Annotated in this window: 14 protein-coding genes; 3 read left to right on the plus strand and 11 right to left on the minus strand. The window is 69.7% G+C overall.

Annotation, left to right across the window (positions count from 1 at the left end; translation table 11 throughout):
• Positions 1–131: 131 nt before the first annotated feature.
• Together ACFV9G_RS28190 and ACFV9G_RS28195 are read right to left on the minus strand one after the other, a co-directional pair.
• Positions 132–2060: a helix-turn-helix domain-containing protein gene (locus ACFV9G_RS28190; RefSeq protein ID WP_378732475.1), complete on the minus strand. Its 1929-nt coding sequence runs from the start codon at positions 2058–2060 to the stop codon at positions 132–134.
• Positions 2057–4729 (minus strand): DNA translocase FtsK, encoded by a 2673-nt coding sequence (locus ACFV9G_RS28195; protein ID WP_378732477.1) that lies wholly within the window; start codon positions 4727–4729, stop codon positions 2057–2059. Before ACFV9G_RS28195 ends, ACFV9G_RS28190 begins: the two co-directional genes overlap by 4 nt.
• 76 nt (positions 4730–4805) lie before the next feature.
• Between ACFV9G_RS28195 and ACFV9G_RS28200 the strand changes: the two genes are divergently transcribed.
• On the plus strand, positions 4806–5462 hold the full coding sequence (locus ACFV9G_RS28200; protein WP_378732479.1) for a lysoplasmalogenase: 657 nt from the start codon (positions 4806–4808) through the stop codon (positions 5460–5462).
• Here the strand turns inward: ACFV9G_RS28200 and ACFV9G_RS28205 are convergent.
• From ACFV9G_RS28205 to gcvT, 9 genes are all read right to left on the minus strand, one after another.
• On the minus strand, positions 5459–7144 hold the full coding sequence (locus ACFV9G_RS28205) for a ribonuclease J (protein WP_357338453.1): 1686 nt from the start codon (positions 7142–7144) through the stop codon (positions 5459–5461). The genes ACFV9G_RS28200 and ACFV9G_RS28205 overlap by 4 nt on opposite strands.
• 11 nt (positions 7145–7155) lie before the next feature.
• Positions 7156–8043 (minus strand): 4-hydroxy-tetrahydrodipicolinate synthase, encoded by an 888-nt coding sequence (gene dapA / locus ACFV9G_RS28210; protein WP_091040857.1) that lies wholly within the window; start codon positions 8041–8043, stop codon positions 7156–7158.
• Positions 8044–8059: 16 nt separating this feature from the next.
• Positions 8060–8998 (minus strand): LLM class F420-dependent oxidoreductase, encoded by a 939-nt coding sequence (locus ACFV9G_RS28215; protein ID WP_378732482.1) that lies wholly within the window; start codon positions 8996–8998, stop codon positions 8060–8062.
• Positions 8999–9024: 26 nt separating this feature from the next.
• Positions 9025–9531: a dihydrofolate reductase gene (locus tag ACFV9G_RS28220; RefSeq protein ID WP_378732484.1), complete on the minus strand. Its 507-nt coding sequence runs from the start codon at positions 9529–9531 to the stop codon at positions 9025–9027.
• Complete coding sequence (locus ACFV9G_RS28225; protein WP_378732486.1) at positions 9521–10315, minus strand: thymidylate synthase; 795 nt, start codon at positions 10313–10315, stop codon at positions 9521–9523. The genes ACFV9G_RS28220 and ACFV9G_RS28225 overlap by 11 nt, the downstream gene beginning before the upstream one ends.
• A 14-nt stretch (positions 10316–10329) precedes the next feature.
• The gene (locus tag ACFV9G_RS28230; RefSeq protein ID WP_378732488.1) at positions 10330–11160 is read right to left on the minus strand and encodes a PhzF family phenazine biosynthesis protein; all 831 of its coding nucleotides are present in this window, start codon (positions 11158–11160) and stop codon (positions 10330–10332) included.
• Positions 11161–11187: 27 nt separating this feature from the next.
• Positions 11188–12162, minus strand: coding sequence for a DUF559 domain-containing protein (locus tag ACFV9G_RS28235; protein WP_378732490.1), 975 nt, complete (start codon positions 12160–12162; stop codon positions 11188–11190).
• 165 nt (positions 12163–12327) lie between these two features.
• The gene (locus ACFV9G_RS28240) at positions 12328–12585 is read right to left on the minus strand and encodes a hypothetical protein (protein ID WP_176883497.1); all 258 of its coding nucleotides are present in this window, start codon (positions 12583–12585) and stop codon (positions 12328–12330) included.
• Positions 12585–13727 (minus strand): glycine cleavage system aminomethyltransferase GcvT, encoded by a 1143-nt coding sequence (gcvT, locus tag ACFV9G_RS28245; protein ID WP_378732492.1) that lies wholly within the window; start codon positions 13725–13727, stop codon positions 12585–12587. The genes ACFV9G_RS28240 and gcvT overlap by 1 nt, the downstream gene beginning before the upstream one ends.
• A 77-nt stretch (positions 13728–13804) precedes the next feature.
• Here gcvT and ACFV9G_RS28250 point away from each other — a divergent pair, with 77 nt between their 5' ends.
• Together ACFV9G_RS28250 and ACFV9G_RS28255 are read left to right on the plus strand one after the other, a co-directional pair.
• Positions 13805–15331, plus strand: coding sequence for a leucyl aminopeptidase (locus tag ACFV9G_RS28250; protein ID WP_378732494.1), 1527 nt, complete (start codon positions 13805–13807; stop codon positions 15329–15331).
• Between the two features lie 216 nt (positions 15332–15547).
• Positions 15548–15984, plus strand: a 437-nt coding sequence (locus ACFV9G_RS28255; RefSeq protein ID WP_378732496.1) for a biotin/lipoyl-containing protein, incomplete at its 3' end; no start/stop codon positions are given.

Consider the following 15984-nt stretch of genomic DNA (forward strand, 5'->3'; position numbering starts at 1 on the left):
ATGACGAGCCGACTCGGCGCCGGATGTGGTCAGGACCAGCCGACTCGGCGCCGGATGGGGTCAGGACCAGCCGACTCGGCGCCGGATGCGGTCAGGACCAGCCGACTCGGCATCGCTTGACGCGCGGGGTGCTAGTTGGCGGTGTAGGTGCGCTGAGCGGCTTCGCCGGTCTTGCCGAGGGCCCTGGCCTTGCCGTCGCCGATCGCGACCTTGAGGGACCCGTCGGAGGTCTGTACGCGCAGGGGCGGGGTGACCTGGAGCACCTTGGACTCGCCGAAGGCGAGGTCGCCGCTGAAGACCACCTTGCCGCGCGAGTCGCGGACGACGACGTGGGCACCGCCACCGGCGGCGGAGACGGTCACCGGAACGGGCGACGACTTGCCGTAGGGGCTGTCGGTGCCGGCGGAGCCGTCGAGCTGGATCGCTCCGGCCTCGGGCTCGTGCTGGGTGCCGTCGATGACCAGGCGCGCGACCGACCAGACCAGGATCACCGCCATCACCGCGGCCACCAGGACCGACCAGGACGGGCCGCCACGCATCCGCCGGACGGGGCGGATCGCCGCGCTGTGGGCGAGCTCGGCCTCGAAGACCGCGCGCGGGCTGACCGGGCCGGAGGCGTACTTCTCGTCATAGGTGCGCAGCAGCGGCGCGACCTCGATGCCGAGGACACGCGCCAGCGTGCGCAGGTGGCCGCGGGCATAGAAGTCGCCGCCGCAGGGGCCGAAGTCGTCGACCTCGATCGCCTCGATGACGTGCGGACGGATCCGCGTCCACTCGGCCAGGCCGTCCATGTCCAGGGCGAGCCGGCGGCGGGCCGCGGCGATCTCGGCACCGATCTCCGGGACCTTGGCCGGCACGACCTCGGTCGCCTGGTCGTCGACGCCGTCGATCGAGAGCGCCTTGACGCCCTCGTCGGGCACCGCGAGCGGACGTACGCCCTCGGGCGCGGAGTCCTCGTCGTCAGGCTCGATCGCGGAGACCTGGGTCTCGTCGTCGACATCGGCTACCTCGACGTCCGCGTCGGCGAACGCGGCCTCGGCCAGATCCAGCTGGAGCGCGTTGGCGCCGTGGACGGCGATGGTCTCCTGCGGCTCCTCGGGCACGTAGCGTACGTCCACCCGGACCGCCGTCGAAGGCTCGCGCAGCGGTGCGACCGGCTCCGCCTTCGCCTCGCTCACGGGGCTCACTTCGGGCTCGGGCTCGGGGCCGGCCTCCGGCGTCTTCTCGTCCTGCTGAGTGTCCCGGTCCACCTGGTCCTGCTCCGCCTCGTCCGCCACGTCTGCGGCATTGATATCAGGCACGTCCAAGACCCGGAGCATCCGGGGGTTGGTGTCTCCGGCCTGCTCGGAGAGGGGCGGGCGGATCGCGGTGTCACCGTCGTCGGCAGCGTTCTCGTCGGTGCTCTGGGAGGTGCTCTCGGAGGTGCTCTCGTCGGGGTCGGTCTCCGCGTCCTCCGCGCCGAGCCCGGGGTCGATCTCGACGACCTCGACGCCGTCGGCGGCGACGATCGCGATGGCCTCGGTGACGTCGTCACCGGCGCCCAGGACGCGGGTGGAGAGGCCGAGCGGGAGCGAGAACGGCAGGCCGTAGAGGCGCTCGGTCAGCATCGCCTGGCGCCGGGCGGTCGGCGAGAGCTCCTCGAGCACCTCGTCCTCGTCGTGCAACAGCACGCCGATGCGACCGTCCTTCCAGAACCGCTCGATCCCGTCCGGGCGAGGGGTGTGCTCGACGGACTCGATCTTCGACCACGGGATGCCCTGCCAGGTCTGGCCGAAGCGGAGGCGTACGCCCTGCTCGTCGACGAGCAGCAGCGGCATCCGGGAGTCCCAGGCCGTCCAGCCCTGCACCGCCGCGACGACGAGCAGGATCAGGCCGACCAGGTAGCCCTCGATGCCGCCGCGCATCACGAAGGCGATGCCGACGAGCAGCGACGCGAGCGCCACCACCAGCGCGAGGCGGCCGTTGCGGCGTACCTCGACGACATCGACATCGTGTGTCTCGACAGCCTCGACGGTCTCGGCAGGGTCGACGGTCTCGACCGCCGGTGAATTCTCGCTCACATCTCCCCCTGGATCGTTGCGATGACGCCGTCGATCTCGTCCGGCTTGACGAGTACGTCGCGTGCCTTGGAGCCCTCGGAGGGACCGACCACCCCGCGCGACTCGAGGATATCCATCAGGCGGCCGGCCTTGGCGAACCCGACGCGGAGCTTGCGCTGCAGCATCGAGGTCGACCCGAACTGGGTCGAGACGATCAGCTCGATCGCCTGGATGACCAGGTCCATGTCGTCGCCGATGTCGTCGTCCAGCACCCGCTTGGACTCGGCCGGGGCGGTCACGTCCTCGCGGTAGGACGGCTCGAGCTGTCCCTTGACCGACTTCACGACCGCGTTGATCTCCGACTCCGAGACCCACGAGCCCTGCACACGGATCGGCTTGGAGGAGCCCATCGGCAGGAACAGACCGTCACCCTGGCCGACCAGCTTCTCCGCACCCGGCTGGTCGAGGATGACGCGCGAGTCGGCCAGCGACGAGGTCGCGAAGGCGAGCCGCGAGGGCACGTTGGCCTTGATCAGACCGGTGACCACGTCGACCGAGGGCCGCTGCGTGGCCAGCACCAGGTGGATGCCGGCGGCACGGGCGAGCTGGGTGATGCGTACCACCGCGTCTTCGACGTCGCGCGGGGCGACCATCATCAGGTCGGCGAGCTCGTCGACGATGACCAGCAGGTAGGGGTAGGGCGACAGGACCCGCTCGGAGTCGGGCGGAAGCTCCACCTTCCCGGCGCGTACGGCCTTGTTGAAGTCGTCGACGTGGCGGAAGCCGAAGTTGGCGAGGTCGTCGTAGCGCATGTCCATCTCGCGTACGACCCAGGCCAGCGCCTCGGCGGCCTTCTTCGGGTTGGTGATGATCGGCGTGATCAGGTGCGGCACGCCCTCGTAGGCGTTGAGTTCGACCCGCTTGGGGTCGACCATGATCATCCGCACCTCGTCGGGCGTGGCCCGCATCAGGACGCTCGTGATCATGGAGTTGATGAACGACGACTTACCCGAGCCGGTCGCACCCGCGACCAGCAGGTGCGGCATCTTGGCGAGGTTCGCGACCACGAAGCCGCCCTCGACGTCCTTGCCGACACCGGTGATCATCGGGTGGTGGTCGCCGCGCGCCGCGTTGGAGCGGAGCACGTCGCCGAGGGTGACGATCTCCTTGTCGCTGTTGGGGATCTCCACGCCGACCGCGGACTTGCCGGGGATCGGGCTGAGGATGCGTACGTCCGCTGAGGCCACCGCGTAGGCGATGTTCTTCTGGATGCCGGTGATCTTCTCGACCTTCACACCAGATCCGAGCTCGACGATGTAGCGCGTGACCGTCGGGCCACGGGTGTAGCCGGTGACCGCGGCGTCGATGTTGAACTCCTCCAACACCGCCTGGAGCCGGTTGACGATGTCGTCGGAGGCCTTGGAACGAGCCTTGTGCGGCGATCCCGGCTTGAGCAGATCGCTGCCCGGCAGCGTGTAGGCGACGTCGCCGGCGAGCATCAGCTGCTCCACGCGCTGGGGCAGCTCGGCGTGCGGCGGCGGCTCGAGGTCGCGCCGCTTGCCGGCCTTCGGTGCAGTGTCCGCGACGGCGGGCATGAGGCCCGCCGCGTCGCTCGGCACGGCCTCGTCGGGCTGGGTGTCGGCGTCGGAGTCCTCGTCGAGGGCGAGCGCGATGTCGAGCCCGTCCTTCTTGCGCTTCCTCTTCGGCTTCTCCTCCTCGAGGAGCGGCGTCTCGTAGGGCTCGAAGCCCTCGGGATCGAAGGTGTCGTCGTCGGCGAAGAGCCTGCCACCCCGGCGCACCCGCCGGATGTTGGTGCCGCTCTCGCTCATCTCCTCGGGCGGCGTCAGGCCGAGCGCGCGGTCGCGCAGCTCCACCAGGCGACTCGGCACCTGGTAGAGCGGGGTCCCGGTGATCACCAGGATCCCGAAGACGACGAGAAGCGAGAGGAGTACGACGACCACGGCCGTCGAGCGCATGACGTCGAGCAGCAGGCTGGCCACGACGTAGCCGATCGCGCCGCCGGCCCACTGGAGCTCGGTGCTGTCGCCCGAGGTGGGCTGCGGGTTGCCGTTGGCGATCTGGATGATGCCGAGCGTGGCCATCAGGAACGCGGACCAGCCGATCGCGAGCCTGCCGACCGGCGCGGCGTTGACCGGGTCGCGCATCAGCCTGACTCCGCCGACGACGAGCCCGACCGGCACCAGCCAGCCGACCTTGCCGACGACGCCCGCCACGGCGATGCGTACGACGTCGAAGAACTGCCCGCCGAGCTGGAACCAGACGCCGGCGGCGACCAGGACGGAGAGGCCGATCAGGAACAGGCCGGCACCGTCGCGCCGGTGCTCCGGCTCGAGGTCACTGGCGGCCTGGCCGCCCACCCGGAAGATGGCCGCCACTCCCCCGGCGATCGCCAGCCACAGGCTCGCGATGGTGGAGAAGATGGCGTCGAAGAGGACCGCGATCGGGCTGGGCCCGTTGCGTACGGCACGAGGTGGCGTACGGTTCGTCGTCTTCCGGTTGGCCGACTTTGCGGCGGGACGGCGCTTGTTCTGGCCTTTGTTCGGCGCTGCCTTTGAGCGGGCCCGGCTCGTGGCCGTTGCTCGCTTTGTCGTGGTCGTACTCCGGGGACGGGTGCTCTTGTTGGTGGTCGAGCTCCGCGAACCCGGCGGGGAAGACGTACGGGTCGCCATACAAGCAGGGTATTTGACCGAGCGGCCTGGCTCCGGGACCCCATGGGGGTGTGTTGCATCGGTGTAGTTTGCCGCCATGCAGAGCCTCGCAGTCCTCGCTGCCGTTCTCACCGCCGCCGATGCCATGGCTGACTGGACCTCCGTGTGGTTCGGCTGGCGCCGGATCCACTACGTCACCAAACCTCTGGTGATGGTGGGGCTGATGGTGCTGGTGGGACTGGTCAGCGACGGCGAGCCGGCAGCATGGTGGCTGATCGTCGCGCTCTTCTTCGGGATGCTCGGCGACATCTCGATGATCGGGTCCTCGACGCGGCGCTTCCTCGGCGGCGTGGGGTTCTTCTTCGTCGGCCACCTGGCGTACGCCGTGACCTTCCTCGCGCTCGGGCTGGAGACGCCCGCGTGGTCCTGGGCCGGGATCGCGGTCGCGGTCGTGCTGGCGATACCGATGCGCCGGGTGCTCCGCGGCGCCCAGGAGATGGGCGGTGCGCCGATGGCGGCGGCCCTGGCTGCGTACTCCCTCGTGATCGCCACCATGCTCGTGCTCGGCTGGCTGACCGGGAGCGTGTGGATCGCCGCGGGTGCGACGATCTTCGTCGTCAGCGACACCCTGATCGGGCTCAACCTCGCCGAGCACGGCAACGCGCCGCCGCGCCTGACCAACGTGCAGATCATGGTGACCTATCACGTCGGCCAGGCGCTGATCACGGCCGGAGTGCTGCTCGCGCTCGCCTAGGCTTCAATAACGACAGGGACGATCATCGGGCGGCGACGGTGGGTGCTGGAGACCCAGCGCCCGAAGGTACGCCGGATGGCCTGCTGCAGCTGGTAGGTGTCGGTCGCACCCTCCGAGATGGCACGGTTGACCGCCTTGACGATCGGCTGCTTGATCGGCTCGAAGGCGTTGTCCGGCCAGACATGGCCGCGGGCGTGGATCTCGGGGCCGCTGGCGACTACTCCCTTGACCGAGTCGACCACGACGATGATCGAGACGAAGCCCTCCTCGGACAGGATGCGGCGGTCCTTGAGCTCGGACTCGGTGACGTCGCCGACGGTGGTGCCGTCGACGAAGACGTAGCCGCACTCGACCTTGCCCGCGATCTCGGCCTTGCCGTCGATGAGGTCGACGACCACGCCGTCCTCGGCGTAGACGACGCTCTCCACGCCGGTCTGGCGGGCCAGGTCGCCGTTGGCGAGCAGATGGCGCACCTCGCCGTGGACGGGCATCACGTTGCGCGGGCGGACGATGTTGTAGCAGTAGAGCAGCTCACCGGCGCTGGCGTGACCGGAGACGTGCACGAGGGCGTTGCCCTTGTGGACCACGTTGGCGCCGAGGCGGGCGAGGCCGTTGATCACCCGGTAGACCGAGTTCTCGTTGCCCGGGATCAGGCTGCTCGCGAGCAGGACGGTGTCGCCCGGCTCGATGTGGACGAAGTTGTGGGTGCCGTTGGCGATCCGCGACAACGCCGACATCGGCTCGCCCTGCGAGCCGGTCGAGACCATGACGACGCGCTCCGGCGGCAGCTCGGCGAGCTCCTTGGCGTCGACGATCACGTCCTCGGGCACGTGCAGGTATCCCAGGTCGGAGGCGATCTGCATGTTGCGGACCATCGAGCGACCGACGTACGCCACCTTGCGGCCGTGAGCGACCGCACTGTCGAGCACCTGCTGGACGCGGTGCACGTGGGAGGCGAAGCAGGCCACGATGATGCGCTGGTCTGACTCGCGGAAGACCTGCTCGATCGCGGGCGCGATCTTCTTCTCCGCGGTCGTGAAGCCGGGGACCTCGGCGTTGGTGGAGTCGGTGAGGAACAGGTCCACACCCTCCTCGCCGAGCCGGGCGAACGCGCGCAGGTCGGTGATCCGGCCGTCCAGCGGCAGCTGGTCCATCTTGAAGTCGCCGGTGTGCAGCACGAGCCCGGCGCCGGTGCGGATCGCGACCGCGAGCGCGTCCGGGATGGAGTGGTTGACGGCGACGAACTCGAGTTCGAAGGGGCCGAAGGAGATCGTGTCGCCCTCGCGTACCTTGTGCTGGACCGTCTCGCGCAGGCGGTGCTCACGCAGCTTCGAGCCGAGCAGGGCCAGGGTCAGCTCGGAGCCGACCAGCGGGATGTTCTGCCGCTCGCGGAGCAGGTAGGGCGTCGCCCCGATGTGGTCCTCGTGACCGTGGGTGAGGACCAGCGCCTCGATGTCGCCGAGCCGGTCACGTATCGGGCCGAAGTCGGGCAGGATCAGGTCGACGCCGGGCTGCTGCTCCTCGGGGAAGAGCACGCCGCAGTCGACGATCAGCAACCGGCCGTCGTACTCGAAGACGGTCATGTTGCGGCCGACCTCGCCGAGGCCGCCGAGAGGGGTGACCCGCAGGCCGCCCTTGGGGAGCTTGCCGGGTTCGGTCAGCTCCGGGTGTGGGTGAGACAAAGGCGTTCCTTCTAGAGAAGGCCAGAGGCCTCCAGCCCGGCTCGCAGCGCCTCGACCTCGTCCGCCTCGAGCGCCACCAGGGGCCCTCGTACGTTGCGGTTGTCGATCACGCCGGTCAGCTCGAGAGCGGCCTTGGCGGTGGTGGCTCCGTAGTTCGGGACGCCCATGATGGCGTCGATCGCGGGGAGCATCCGCGCATAAGTCTTGCGGGCGGTCTCGATGTCGCTCGCCGCGAAGGCGTCGATCATCGTCCGCGTCTGGTCGCCGAGCACGTGGGCGGCGACGCTGATCACGCCGACGGCGCCGTGCGCCAGCCAGGCGAGGGTGAGCGCGTCGTCACCGGAGTAGATCGAGTAGCCGAGGTCGAGCAGCCTGGTGCCGCGCGGGAAGTCGCCGGCGGCCTCCTTGACCGCGACGACGGTGTCCCAGGTGATCGCCTCGCGGTAGGTGTCGAGGGTGATCGGGGAGCCGGTGCGGCCGGGGACGTCGTAGAGGATGACCGGGGTGTCGGTGGCTCCGACGACCGTGCGGAAGTGCTCGCGGATGCCGCGCTCGCCCGGCTTGTTGTAGTAGGGCGTCACCAGCAGCAGGCCGTCGGCGCCGATCGACGCCGCCTGCTTGGCGAGCTCGACGGTCGTGCGGGTGTCGTTGGTGCCGATGCCGGCCACGATCTTGGCGCGGTCGCCGACGGCGTCCTTGACCGCGGCCAGGATCTCGCCGTCCTCGGCGGGGGTGGTGGTCGGCGACTCGCCGGTGGTGCCGGAGACGACGATGCCGTCGTGGCCGTGGTCGACCAGGTGCTTGGCGACTTTCTGAGTCTGCTCCAAGTCGACCGAGCCATCGTCGTTGAACATCGTGACGAGTGCGGAGAGCACGGTGCCGAAGGGAGCATCAGTCATGGCGTACAGACTATCGTCAGACGCGCGGCATGACCTCGTCGGCTACGAGTGCGAGATGGTCCAGATCGCTCAGGTCCAGCACCTGGAGGCAGATCCGGGTCGCGCCGACGTCCTCGAACCTCTTGATCTTGGCGACCACCTCGTCCGGGGTCCCGGCCAGGCCGTTCTCACGAAGCTCGGCGGGCTCGCGTCCGATCGCCCGCGCACGGGCGGCGATCTCGTCCTCGTCGCGGCCGACGCAGAGCACCTGGGCGGCGGAGTGGATCATCGAGTCGTCCCGGCCGGCCGCCTCGACGAAGCGCCCGACGTTCTCGAACAGCGCCTGGGACTCCTCGACGGAGACGAACGCGGCGTTGAATTCGTCGGCGAACGTGGCGGCCAGCGTCGGCGTACGCTTCTTGCCGCCGCCACCCACGATCACCGGGATCGAGCCGGCGTGGCCACGGGTCTGGACGGGCTTCGGCAGGCCCGGGCTCTCCTTGATCGTGTAGTGCTTCCCGTTGAAGTCGAAGGTCTCCCCCGGCTCGGTCGCCCACAGCCCGGTGATGATCTCGAGCTGCTCCTCCAGCCGGTCGAACCGCTCTCCCAGAGCCGGGAACGGGATCCCGTACGCCTCGTGCTCCTGCTCGAACCAGCCCGCCCCCAGGCCGAGCTCGACCCGGCCCTCGGACATGTCGTCCACGTTGGCGGCCTGGATCGCCAGCACACCCGGGAGACGGAAGGTCGCCGAGGTGACCAGCGTGCCGAGCCGGATCGTGCTCGTGTCGCGGGCCAGGCCGGCGAGCGTCGTCCACGCGTCGCTGGGTCCGGGCAGCCCGTCGACCGAACCCATCTTCAGGTAGTGGTCGGAGCGGAAGAACGCCCCGAACCCCAGCTCCTCGGCCTTCTGGGCGACAGCGACGATGTCGGCGTAGGACGCCCCCTGCTGGGGCTCGGTGAAGATGCGCAGCTCCATGCCGTTTACCTTAGAGGGGCGCAGACCTACTCGCGCGTTCGGGAGCGAGGCAGGGCCGGAGCACGGGCGAGGAACACCCGGTCGTACGCCTCGTGCGGCTCGCGCTTCATCTCGACCCACTCCGCCTGGTCGAACGGCGGGTAGTGGACGTCACCGACCGGTTCGAGGTGGACGCGGGTGATCACCTGCTCGGTGGCGTACGGGAGGGCGGCCTCGTAGACCTGCGCTCCCCCGGCGACGATCGTGTCGCCCTGCTCGGCGGCGGCCAGAGCGAGGGCGGTGTCGATGTCGTGGGCGACCAGGACACCGTCGTAGGCCCAGTCCTTGTCCTTGGTCAGCACGACGGTCGTACGGCCAGGGAGGGGGCGGCCGATCGACTCGAAGGTGGTGCGGCCCATGACGAGCGTGTGGCCCATCGTGATCGCCTTGAACTCGGCCTGCTCGCCGGGGATCTTCCAGGGGATGTCGGGGCCGTTGCCGATGACCCCGTTGTCGGCCACCGCGGCGACCATGACGATGCGTTCAGACGGCAATGGGAGCCTTGATGACGGGGTGCGGGTCGTAGCCCTCCACCGTGATGTCGTCGAGCTCGAAGGCGTCGATGTCCTTGACCTCCGGGTTGAGTCGGAGCGTCGGCAGCGGGCGGGGCTCGCGGGTGAGCTGAAGGCGGGCCTGCTCGAGGTGGTTGCTGTAGAGGTGGGCGTCGCCGAGGGTGTGCACGAACTCACCCGGCTCGAGGCCGGTCACGTGGGCGACCATGTGGGTGAGCAGGGCGTAGGAGGCGATGTTGAACGGCACCCCCAGGAACACGTCGGCGGAGCGCTGGTAGAGCTGCAGGCTCAGCTTGCCGTCGGCGACGTAGAACTGGCACAGCGTGTGGCACGGCGGCAGCGCCATGTCGTCGATGTCGGCCGGGTTCCAGGCGCTGATGACGTGGCGGCGGCTGTCGGGGTCCTGCTTGATCTGGTCGATGATCCGGGCGATCTGATCGACATGCCGGCCGTCGGGCGTGGGCCAGGAGCGCCACTGGTAGCCGTAGACCGGCCCCAGGTCGCCGTTCTCGTCGGCCCACTCGTCCCAGATCGTGATGCCGCGCTCCTGGAGCCAGCGCACGTTGGTGTCGCCGCGCAGGAACCACAGCAGCTCCCCGAAGACCGATCGGGTGTGGACCTTCTTCGTGGTCAGCAGCGGGAAACCCTCGCTGAGGTCGTAGCGGGTCTGGTGACCGAAGACGCTGAGCGTGCCTGTCCCGGTGCGGTCGGACTTCTCCACACCCTCGTCGAGGATGCGGGTCAACAGATCGAGGTAGGACTGCACGGCCCCAGCCTAGGTCAGAGCTCGACCGTGCCGTGGATGGTGGTCAGTGTGTCTCCGCCCACCCACACCTGGCCGCCGGCCCTCTCGATGTGCACCCGGCCACGCCGTCTCATGACGGTCCCCTGCGAGGCGAGGTACGCCTCCGGGAGCCGCGACCCCGCCAGCCACTGTCCCAGCGCGGCGTTGAGCGACCCGGTGACCGGGTCCTCGAAGGCGACACCATCGGCAGGGAAGAACGCCCGGACCTCGACAGCGCACTCGCTGCCCTCCGGGTAGCGGCCGACCAGGCCGACCTTGTGATCCCCCAGCGCAGCGTGGTCGGGGGTGATGGCCAGCACGGCCTCCGCGTCGGCGAGCATCACCCCGACCCAACCCGGGCCGTTGTCGCACCACTGCGCGTCCCAGATGTCGTCCCGGGCGATCCGCAGTCCCCTCGCGATGGCGTGGAGGGTGTCCTCATCGACCTCGCCGCCGCGGATCAGCTCGGGTGCCGCGAAGGCGATCCGCTCCTCACGGCGCAGCTCGACGAGCCCGACACCACACTCCTGCACCAGGCTCGAGCCCTTCGGCTCTCCGCCCGCCTCCAGCCAGGCGTGCGCCGAGCCGAGCGTCGGATGGCCCGCGAACGGCAGCTCACCGCCGACCGTGAAGATCCGCAGCCGGTAGTCGGCCGCCGGGTCCGTCGGCGCCAGCAGGAACGTGGTCTCGGACAGGTTCGTCCACCGCGCGAAGGCGGCCATCTGCTCGTCGGTCAGGCCGTCGGCCCCGTGGACGACCGCGACCGGGTTGCCCAGCAGCGGCTCGGCGGTGAAGACGTCGACCTGGCGGAACTCGTAGCTGCTCACGGCCCGAGGCTACTCGGCCGGGAGGAGTCAGGGGCGACCCGGGAAGTGGAGCTGCCACTGAGGGGACAGGTGCGTCGGTACGTCGGGGAGCCGCCTTGCCACCAGCTGCCGGTGGATTCGGTCCAGGGTGTTGCCCGGGGTGGTGTAGATGTCCTTGGCGATGAAGACGAGGATGCGCCAACCGTCGTCGTCGATCTTCTCCCGGCGGTCGATGTCGGACTCCCACTGCTCCTGGCGCTCGACGTGCTGTCGGCCGTCGTACTCGACGATCAGCTTGATCGCCGGCCAGCACAGGTCGTACTTGCGGAAGTCGAGTTCGCTCTCCTCCCCGACCAGCTGATTGACCAGTGGCTCGGGGAGACCCGCGAGGACGATCAGCATGCGCAGGCGGGTCTCCATCGGAGAGTCGACGCCGGTACGCACGTAGGCCAGCGCCTGACGAGCGGCCGCCGCACCTGGGCCCGTTGCCTGGGCACAGTGCCGCTGGAGGCGGCCGAGCCCGTTGGGATTCTTCCGCACCAGATGATCACCGACCACGACGAGGTCGACCAGCGTGAGCAGCGTGGCGAGCTCGACGAAGTTCTGCTCGATCAACGAGACCCGCACACCGGCCACTGTCCTGACCTCCGCTTTCAGAGCGCAGTGACAGACGACACCGCCGATCCGGTGACGGTCCTTCTGGGCCATCACGGTGACGTGCTCACCCGGTAGAGCGGGCAGCGGGAGCCCCGAGATCCGAGCCGCGGTCGCGTGGCTGGCGAAGGCCGTGTCGGCGTAGGTCGTCAGCGCCGCTTCGGCGCGAATCAGCGGGGTCAGCTCGACATCCGCCGCTACGAAGACACCGGTGTGCAGGCGTACGAAGCCCGGTCCGCGGAGCCGGTTCGGAGTGATTCCCGCCGCCAACGCCTGCTTTCGGGTGAACGGACGAGACAGGTCGAACGGCTCCTCGTCGGACTCGATGTCGACGTCAGAGACCGACTCGGAACCAGCTGATGCATTCACACCGATCAGCATCAGACAATCCGGCGATACCTGCAGAAGTTATCCACAGGCCCACCGCGTCTGGTCCGCCGTCCACGACAATGCCCCTCAAGGGTCATGATGGTGGTCACGTCCTACGCAAAGACCACCATCTCGACCCTTGAGGGGCGAGGTAGTTGATGTGGGTCAGGCGGTGAGCTTCATCGGGCCGTAGACCTGCCGGTCGTGCTCGAAGAGCACCACCGCGGCCACGCCCGCGTCCAGCAGGTCCTGCCAGACCTCGCCGACCCACGACTCGGCGTCGCTCTGGTTGGCGAAGCGCTGGCCTGCGAGGTCGCCGTCAACCGACACCTCGGCACCCGAGGCGTCGACGAGCTGCCACCACCACGGCCGGTCGGCCGCCGACGGCTGCTTGAACACCGAGGGGACATCAGGGATGCTCATCAGCCCTCCCGCACGTGCGAAGGGACGAACGGCGGCTTGGTGAGCTGGAAGATCTCGCGGCGGCCGCGTACGTCGATCCCGATCTCGGCCTCGGGGTTGACCGTCGTCGAGACGAGCACCAGGCCCACGCCCTTCTTCAGGGTGGGCGAGAAGGTGCCGGAGGTGACCTCGCCGACCGGCACGTCGGCGGTCAGGGAGGCGGTCATGTGTGGGCGTGGGATGCCGCGGCCGACGGCGACGATGCCGCGCAGGGCGCGCTTCGGGCCGGCCTCCTTCTCGGCGACCAGCTTGTCGCGGCCCCAGAAGGCGTCCTTCTTCCAACCGACGGCCCAGCCGAGGCCGGCCTCGTTGGGGGTGACGTCGAGGGCGATGTCCTGGCCGTGGAGCGGGTAGCCCATCTCCGTACGCAGCGTGTCGCGGGCGCCGAGGCCGCACGGGACCGCGCCCAGCTCCTCGCCCCGGGACAGCAGCGCGTCCCAGAGCGCGCCGGCGGCCTCGTTGGCGACGATCAGCTCGTAGCCGCGCTCACCGGAGTAGCCGGAGCGGCACACGACGACGCCGATCTCGTCACCGAGTACGTCAGGAGCGGCCGCCTCCACGAAGGACATGTATTCGTGACCGGCCGGCAGCCCGACCGCCTCGAGCAGCTCGTCCGACTTCGGCCCCTGGACGGCGAGCACCGCGTAGTCGCGGTGGTGGTCGGCGAGGTGGATCTCCTCGGGTGCGGCCTCCTGGAGCCGGCGCACGACCTCGGGGGTGTTGGCGGCGTTGGGAACGATCAGGACGTGCTCGTCGTCGCGGTAGTAGGCGATCAGGTCGTCGACGATGCCGCCGGACTCCTCGTCGCAGCACAGCGTGTATTGCGCCTTGCCGGGCTTGATCCGGTTGAGGTCGTTGGTGAAGGACGCGTTGACGAAGTCGGCCGCACCCGGCCCGCTGATCATGACCTTGCCCAGGTGGCTGACATCGAAGACGCCGACTGCCTCACGGACCGCCGTGTGCTCCTTGACGACCCCGGAGTACTCCAGCGGCATCGACCAGCCGCCGAACTCACCGAACTTCGCGCCGAGCCCGACGTGGTTTTCGTGCAGAGGGGACTGGAGCAGCTCCGACCCGCCCCCCATGGAGGTCTCTTCAGCCATACCGCGAACTTATCGCACCAGGCCGACACTCCCCGGTCCGCGTCCCCTCCGGGCGCGCCACACCTAGACTGCACGACGTGACCCTGCCTGACATCACCTACACGCTGCGTACCGCCTCCCCCGCCAAGACCCGTGCCGAGGCGGTCGTCGTCGGCATCGGGCAGGGCGCGAAGGATGTCGAGGTGCCCGCCGGCGCAGAGGACGTCAAGGCCGCCTACGGGCGCCGGTGGCGGGGCATGCTCGCGACGCTCGGCGTCAGCGGCAAGGCCGGCGAGGTCACCCGCCTGCCCGCGGGCAACGAGATCGGCGCACAGCTCCTGGTGCTGGTCGGGCTCGGCAAGCCAGGTGCGGACGGCACCTACACCTCCGATGCCGTACGCCGCGCCGCCGGCGCCGCCGCCCGCTCGGTGCCCAACGCCACCTCCGTCGCCGTGGCCGTGCCGGCCGACACCCCCGACCTGGTGCGGGCCGTCACCGAGGGCTACGTCCTCGGCGGCTACACCTACGCCGCCTACAAGTCGAGTACGGCCAAGTCGGGCGGAGAGAGCAACGGGCCGAACGACGTCGCGATCCTGAGCTCGATCGCGCGGCGTACGGACGCGGTCACCGCCTTCGAGGAGGCGCAGATTCTCGCCCAGGCGGTCGCCGGCACCCGCGAGTGGGTCAACGTCCCGCCCGCCGACCTGACTCCCCCGGCATTCGCGGACGCCATCACGCACGTGGCCGGACTGGTCGAGGGCGTCGAGGCGACCGTCTACGACGAGGAGCAGCTCGCCGAGCTCGGCTGCGGCGGCATCCTCGCGGTGGGCATGGGCTCGGCGGCCGCGCCGCGTCTGGTCGAGCTCACCTACTCCCCCGACGACGCGCGCGGCCACATCGCGCTGGTCGGCAAGGGCATCACCTTCGACTCCGGCGGCCTCACGATCAAGCCGGGCAGCTCGATGTCCACGATGAAGTCGGACATGGCCGGGGCGGCCGCGGTGGCCCAGGCGACGTTCGCGATCGCCCGCCTCGGGCTGCCGGTGAAGGTCTCCGCGTTCGTACCGATGGCGGAGAACATGGTCTCCGGCTCGTCCTACCGGCCAGGCGACGTGGTCACCCACTACGGCGGCACGACCGTCGAGGTCTCCAACATGGACGCGGAGGGACGGATGGTCCTCGCCGACGCCCTGGTGCGAGCCACCGAGGTGTCGCCGGACCTGATCATCGACGTCGCCACGCTCACCGGTCACATGGTGATGGCGCTGGGTGACAGGGTCAGCGGCGTACTCGGCTCCGAGGACGTCGTCGACCGCGTCCTCGCCGCCGCCGACGTCGCCGGCGAGCAGATGTGGCCGATGCCCATCCCGGAATGGATGGACGAGCGAATCCGTTCCTCCAAGGTGGCCGACCTCAACCAGCACGACTGGATCCGCTGGGGCGGTGGGCTGTACGCGGCCGCCTTCCTGCGCGAGTTCACCGGCGGTCTCCCCTGGGCCCATCTCGACATCGCCGGACCGTCCTTCAACAGCGGAGGCGCCTCCGGCCATCTCACTCCCGGAGGCACGGGTGTGGCGGTGGCAACACTGGTGGACTACGTACGCGAGATGGCTACCGATCAGTAGTGGTCCGGTTGACACAGCGCTGCGGGGGTAGTGACAAGATGGGCTCCGTGATCGACGCCCTTGGCCGCCCTTCTGGCGGCATCATGAGTGCGTCGGGCAGGTGTCGGCCCAGACCGACGCGCCTTTCTCCTCGCCGGGCCATCGGGCTCGGTCGTGGTGGCGCGGGTGTCCGGACATACAAGTAGAGCAACGAACAGACGTAGAACGAAGGAACTCATGGCCACCGAAGTAACTCTCCCGGCACTCGGCGAGTCCGTCACCGAGGGCACCGTCACCCGCTGGCTCAAGCAGGTCGGCGACACGGTTGCGGTCGACGAGGCCCTGCTGGAGGTCTCCACCGACAAGGTCGACACCGAGATCCCCTCGCCGGTCGCGGGCACCGTGCTCGAGATCAAGGCTGCCGAGGACGACACCGTCGAGGTCGGTGGCCTGCTCGCCGTCATCGGCGCTGCCGACGAGGCCGGCGCCGACGCCGCTCCGGCGGAGCCCGCCGCGCCTGCCGCCGAGGCTGCCGCTCCCGCCGCCGAGCCCGAGGCCCCGGCCGCGCCTGCCGAGCCCGAGGCTCCCGCCGCGCCTGCCGCTGCGGCCGCTCCGGCGCCCGCCGCCGGCGGCAACGCCACCGAGGTTGCTCTCCCCGCGCTGGGCGAGTCCTG

The sequence above is a fragment of the Nocardioides sp. NPDC059952 genome, assembly GCF_042730435.1.
GTDB lineage: Bacteria > Actinomycetota > Actinomycetes > Propionibacteriales > Nocardioidaceae > Nocardioides.

What these genes read in the sequence shown, in the direction of transcription:
- ACFV9G_RS28195 (WP_378732477.1), bottom strand. Translation starts at nt 4,729, where the DNA reads ATGGCGACCCGTACGTCTTCCCCGCCGGGTTCGCGGAGCTCGACCACC.
- ACFV9G_RS28200 (WP_378732479.1), top strand. Translation starts at nt 4,806, where the DNA reads ATGCAGAGCCTCGCAGTCCTCGCTGCCGTTCTCACCGCCGCCGATGCC.
- dapA (WP_091040857.1), bottom strand. Translation starts at nt 8,043, where the DNA reads ATGACTGATGCTCCCTTCGGCACCGTGCTCTCCGCACTCGTCACGATG.
- ACFV9G_RS28215 (WP_378732482.1), bottom strand. Translation starts at nt 8,998, where the DNA reads ATGGAGCTGCGCATCTTCACCGAGCCCCAGCAGGGGGCGTCCTACGCC.
- ACFV9G_RS28240 (WP_176883497.1), bottom strand. Translation starts at nt 12,585, where the DNA reads ATGAGCATCCCTGATGTCCCCTCGGTGTTCAAGCAGCCGTCGGCGGCC.
- gcvT (WP_378732492.1), bottom strand. Translation starts at nt 13,727, where the DNA reads ATGGCTGAAGAGACCTCCATGGGGGGCGGGTCGGAGCTGCTCCAGTCC.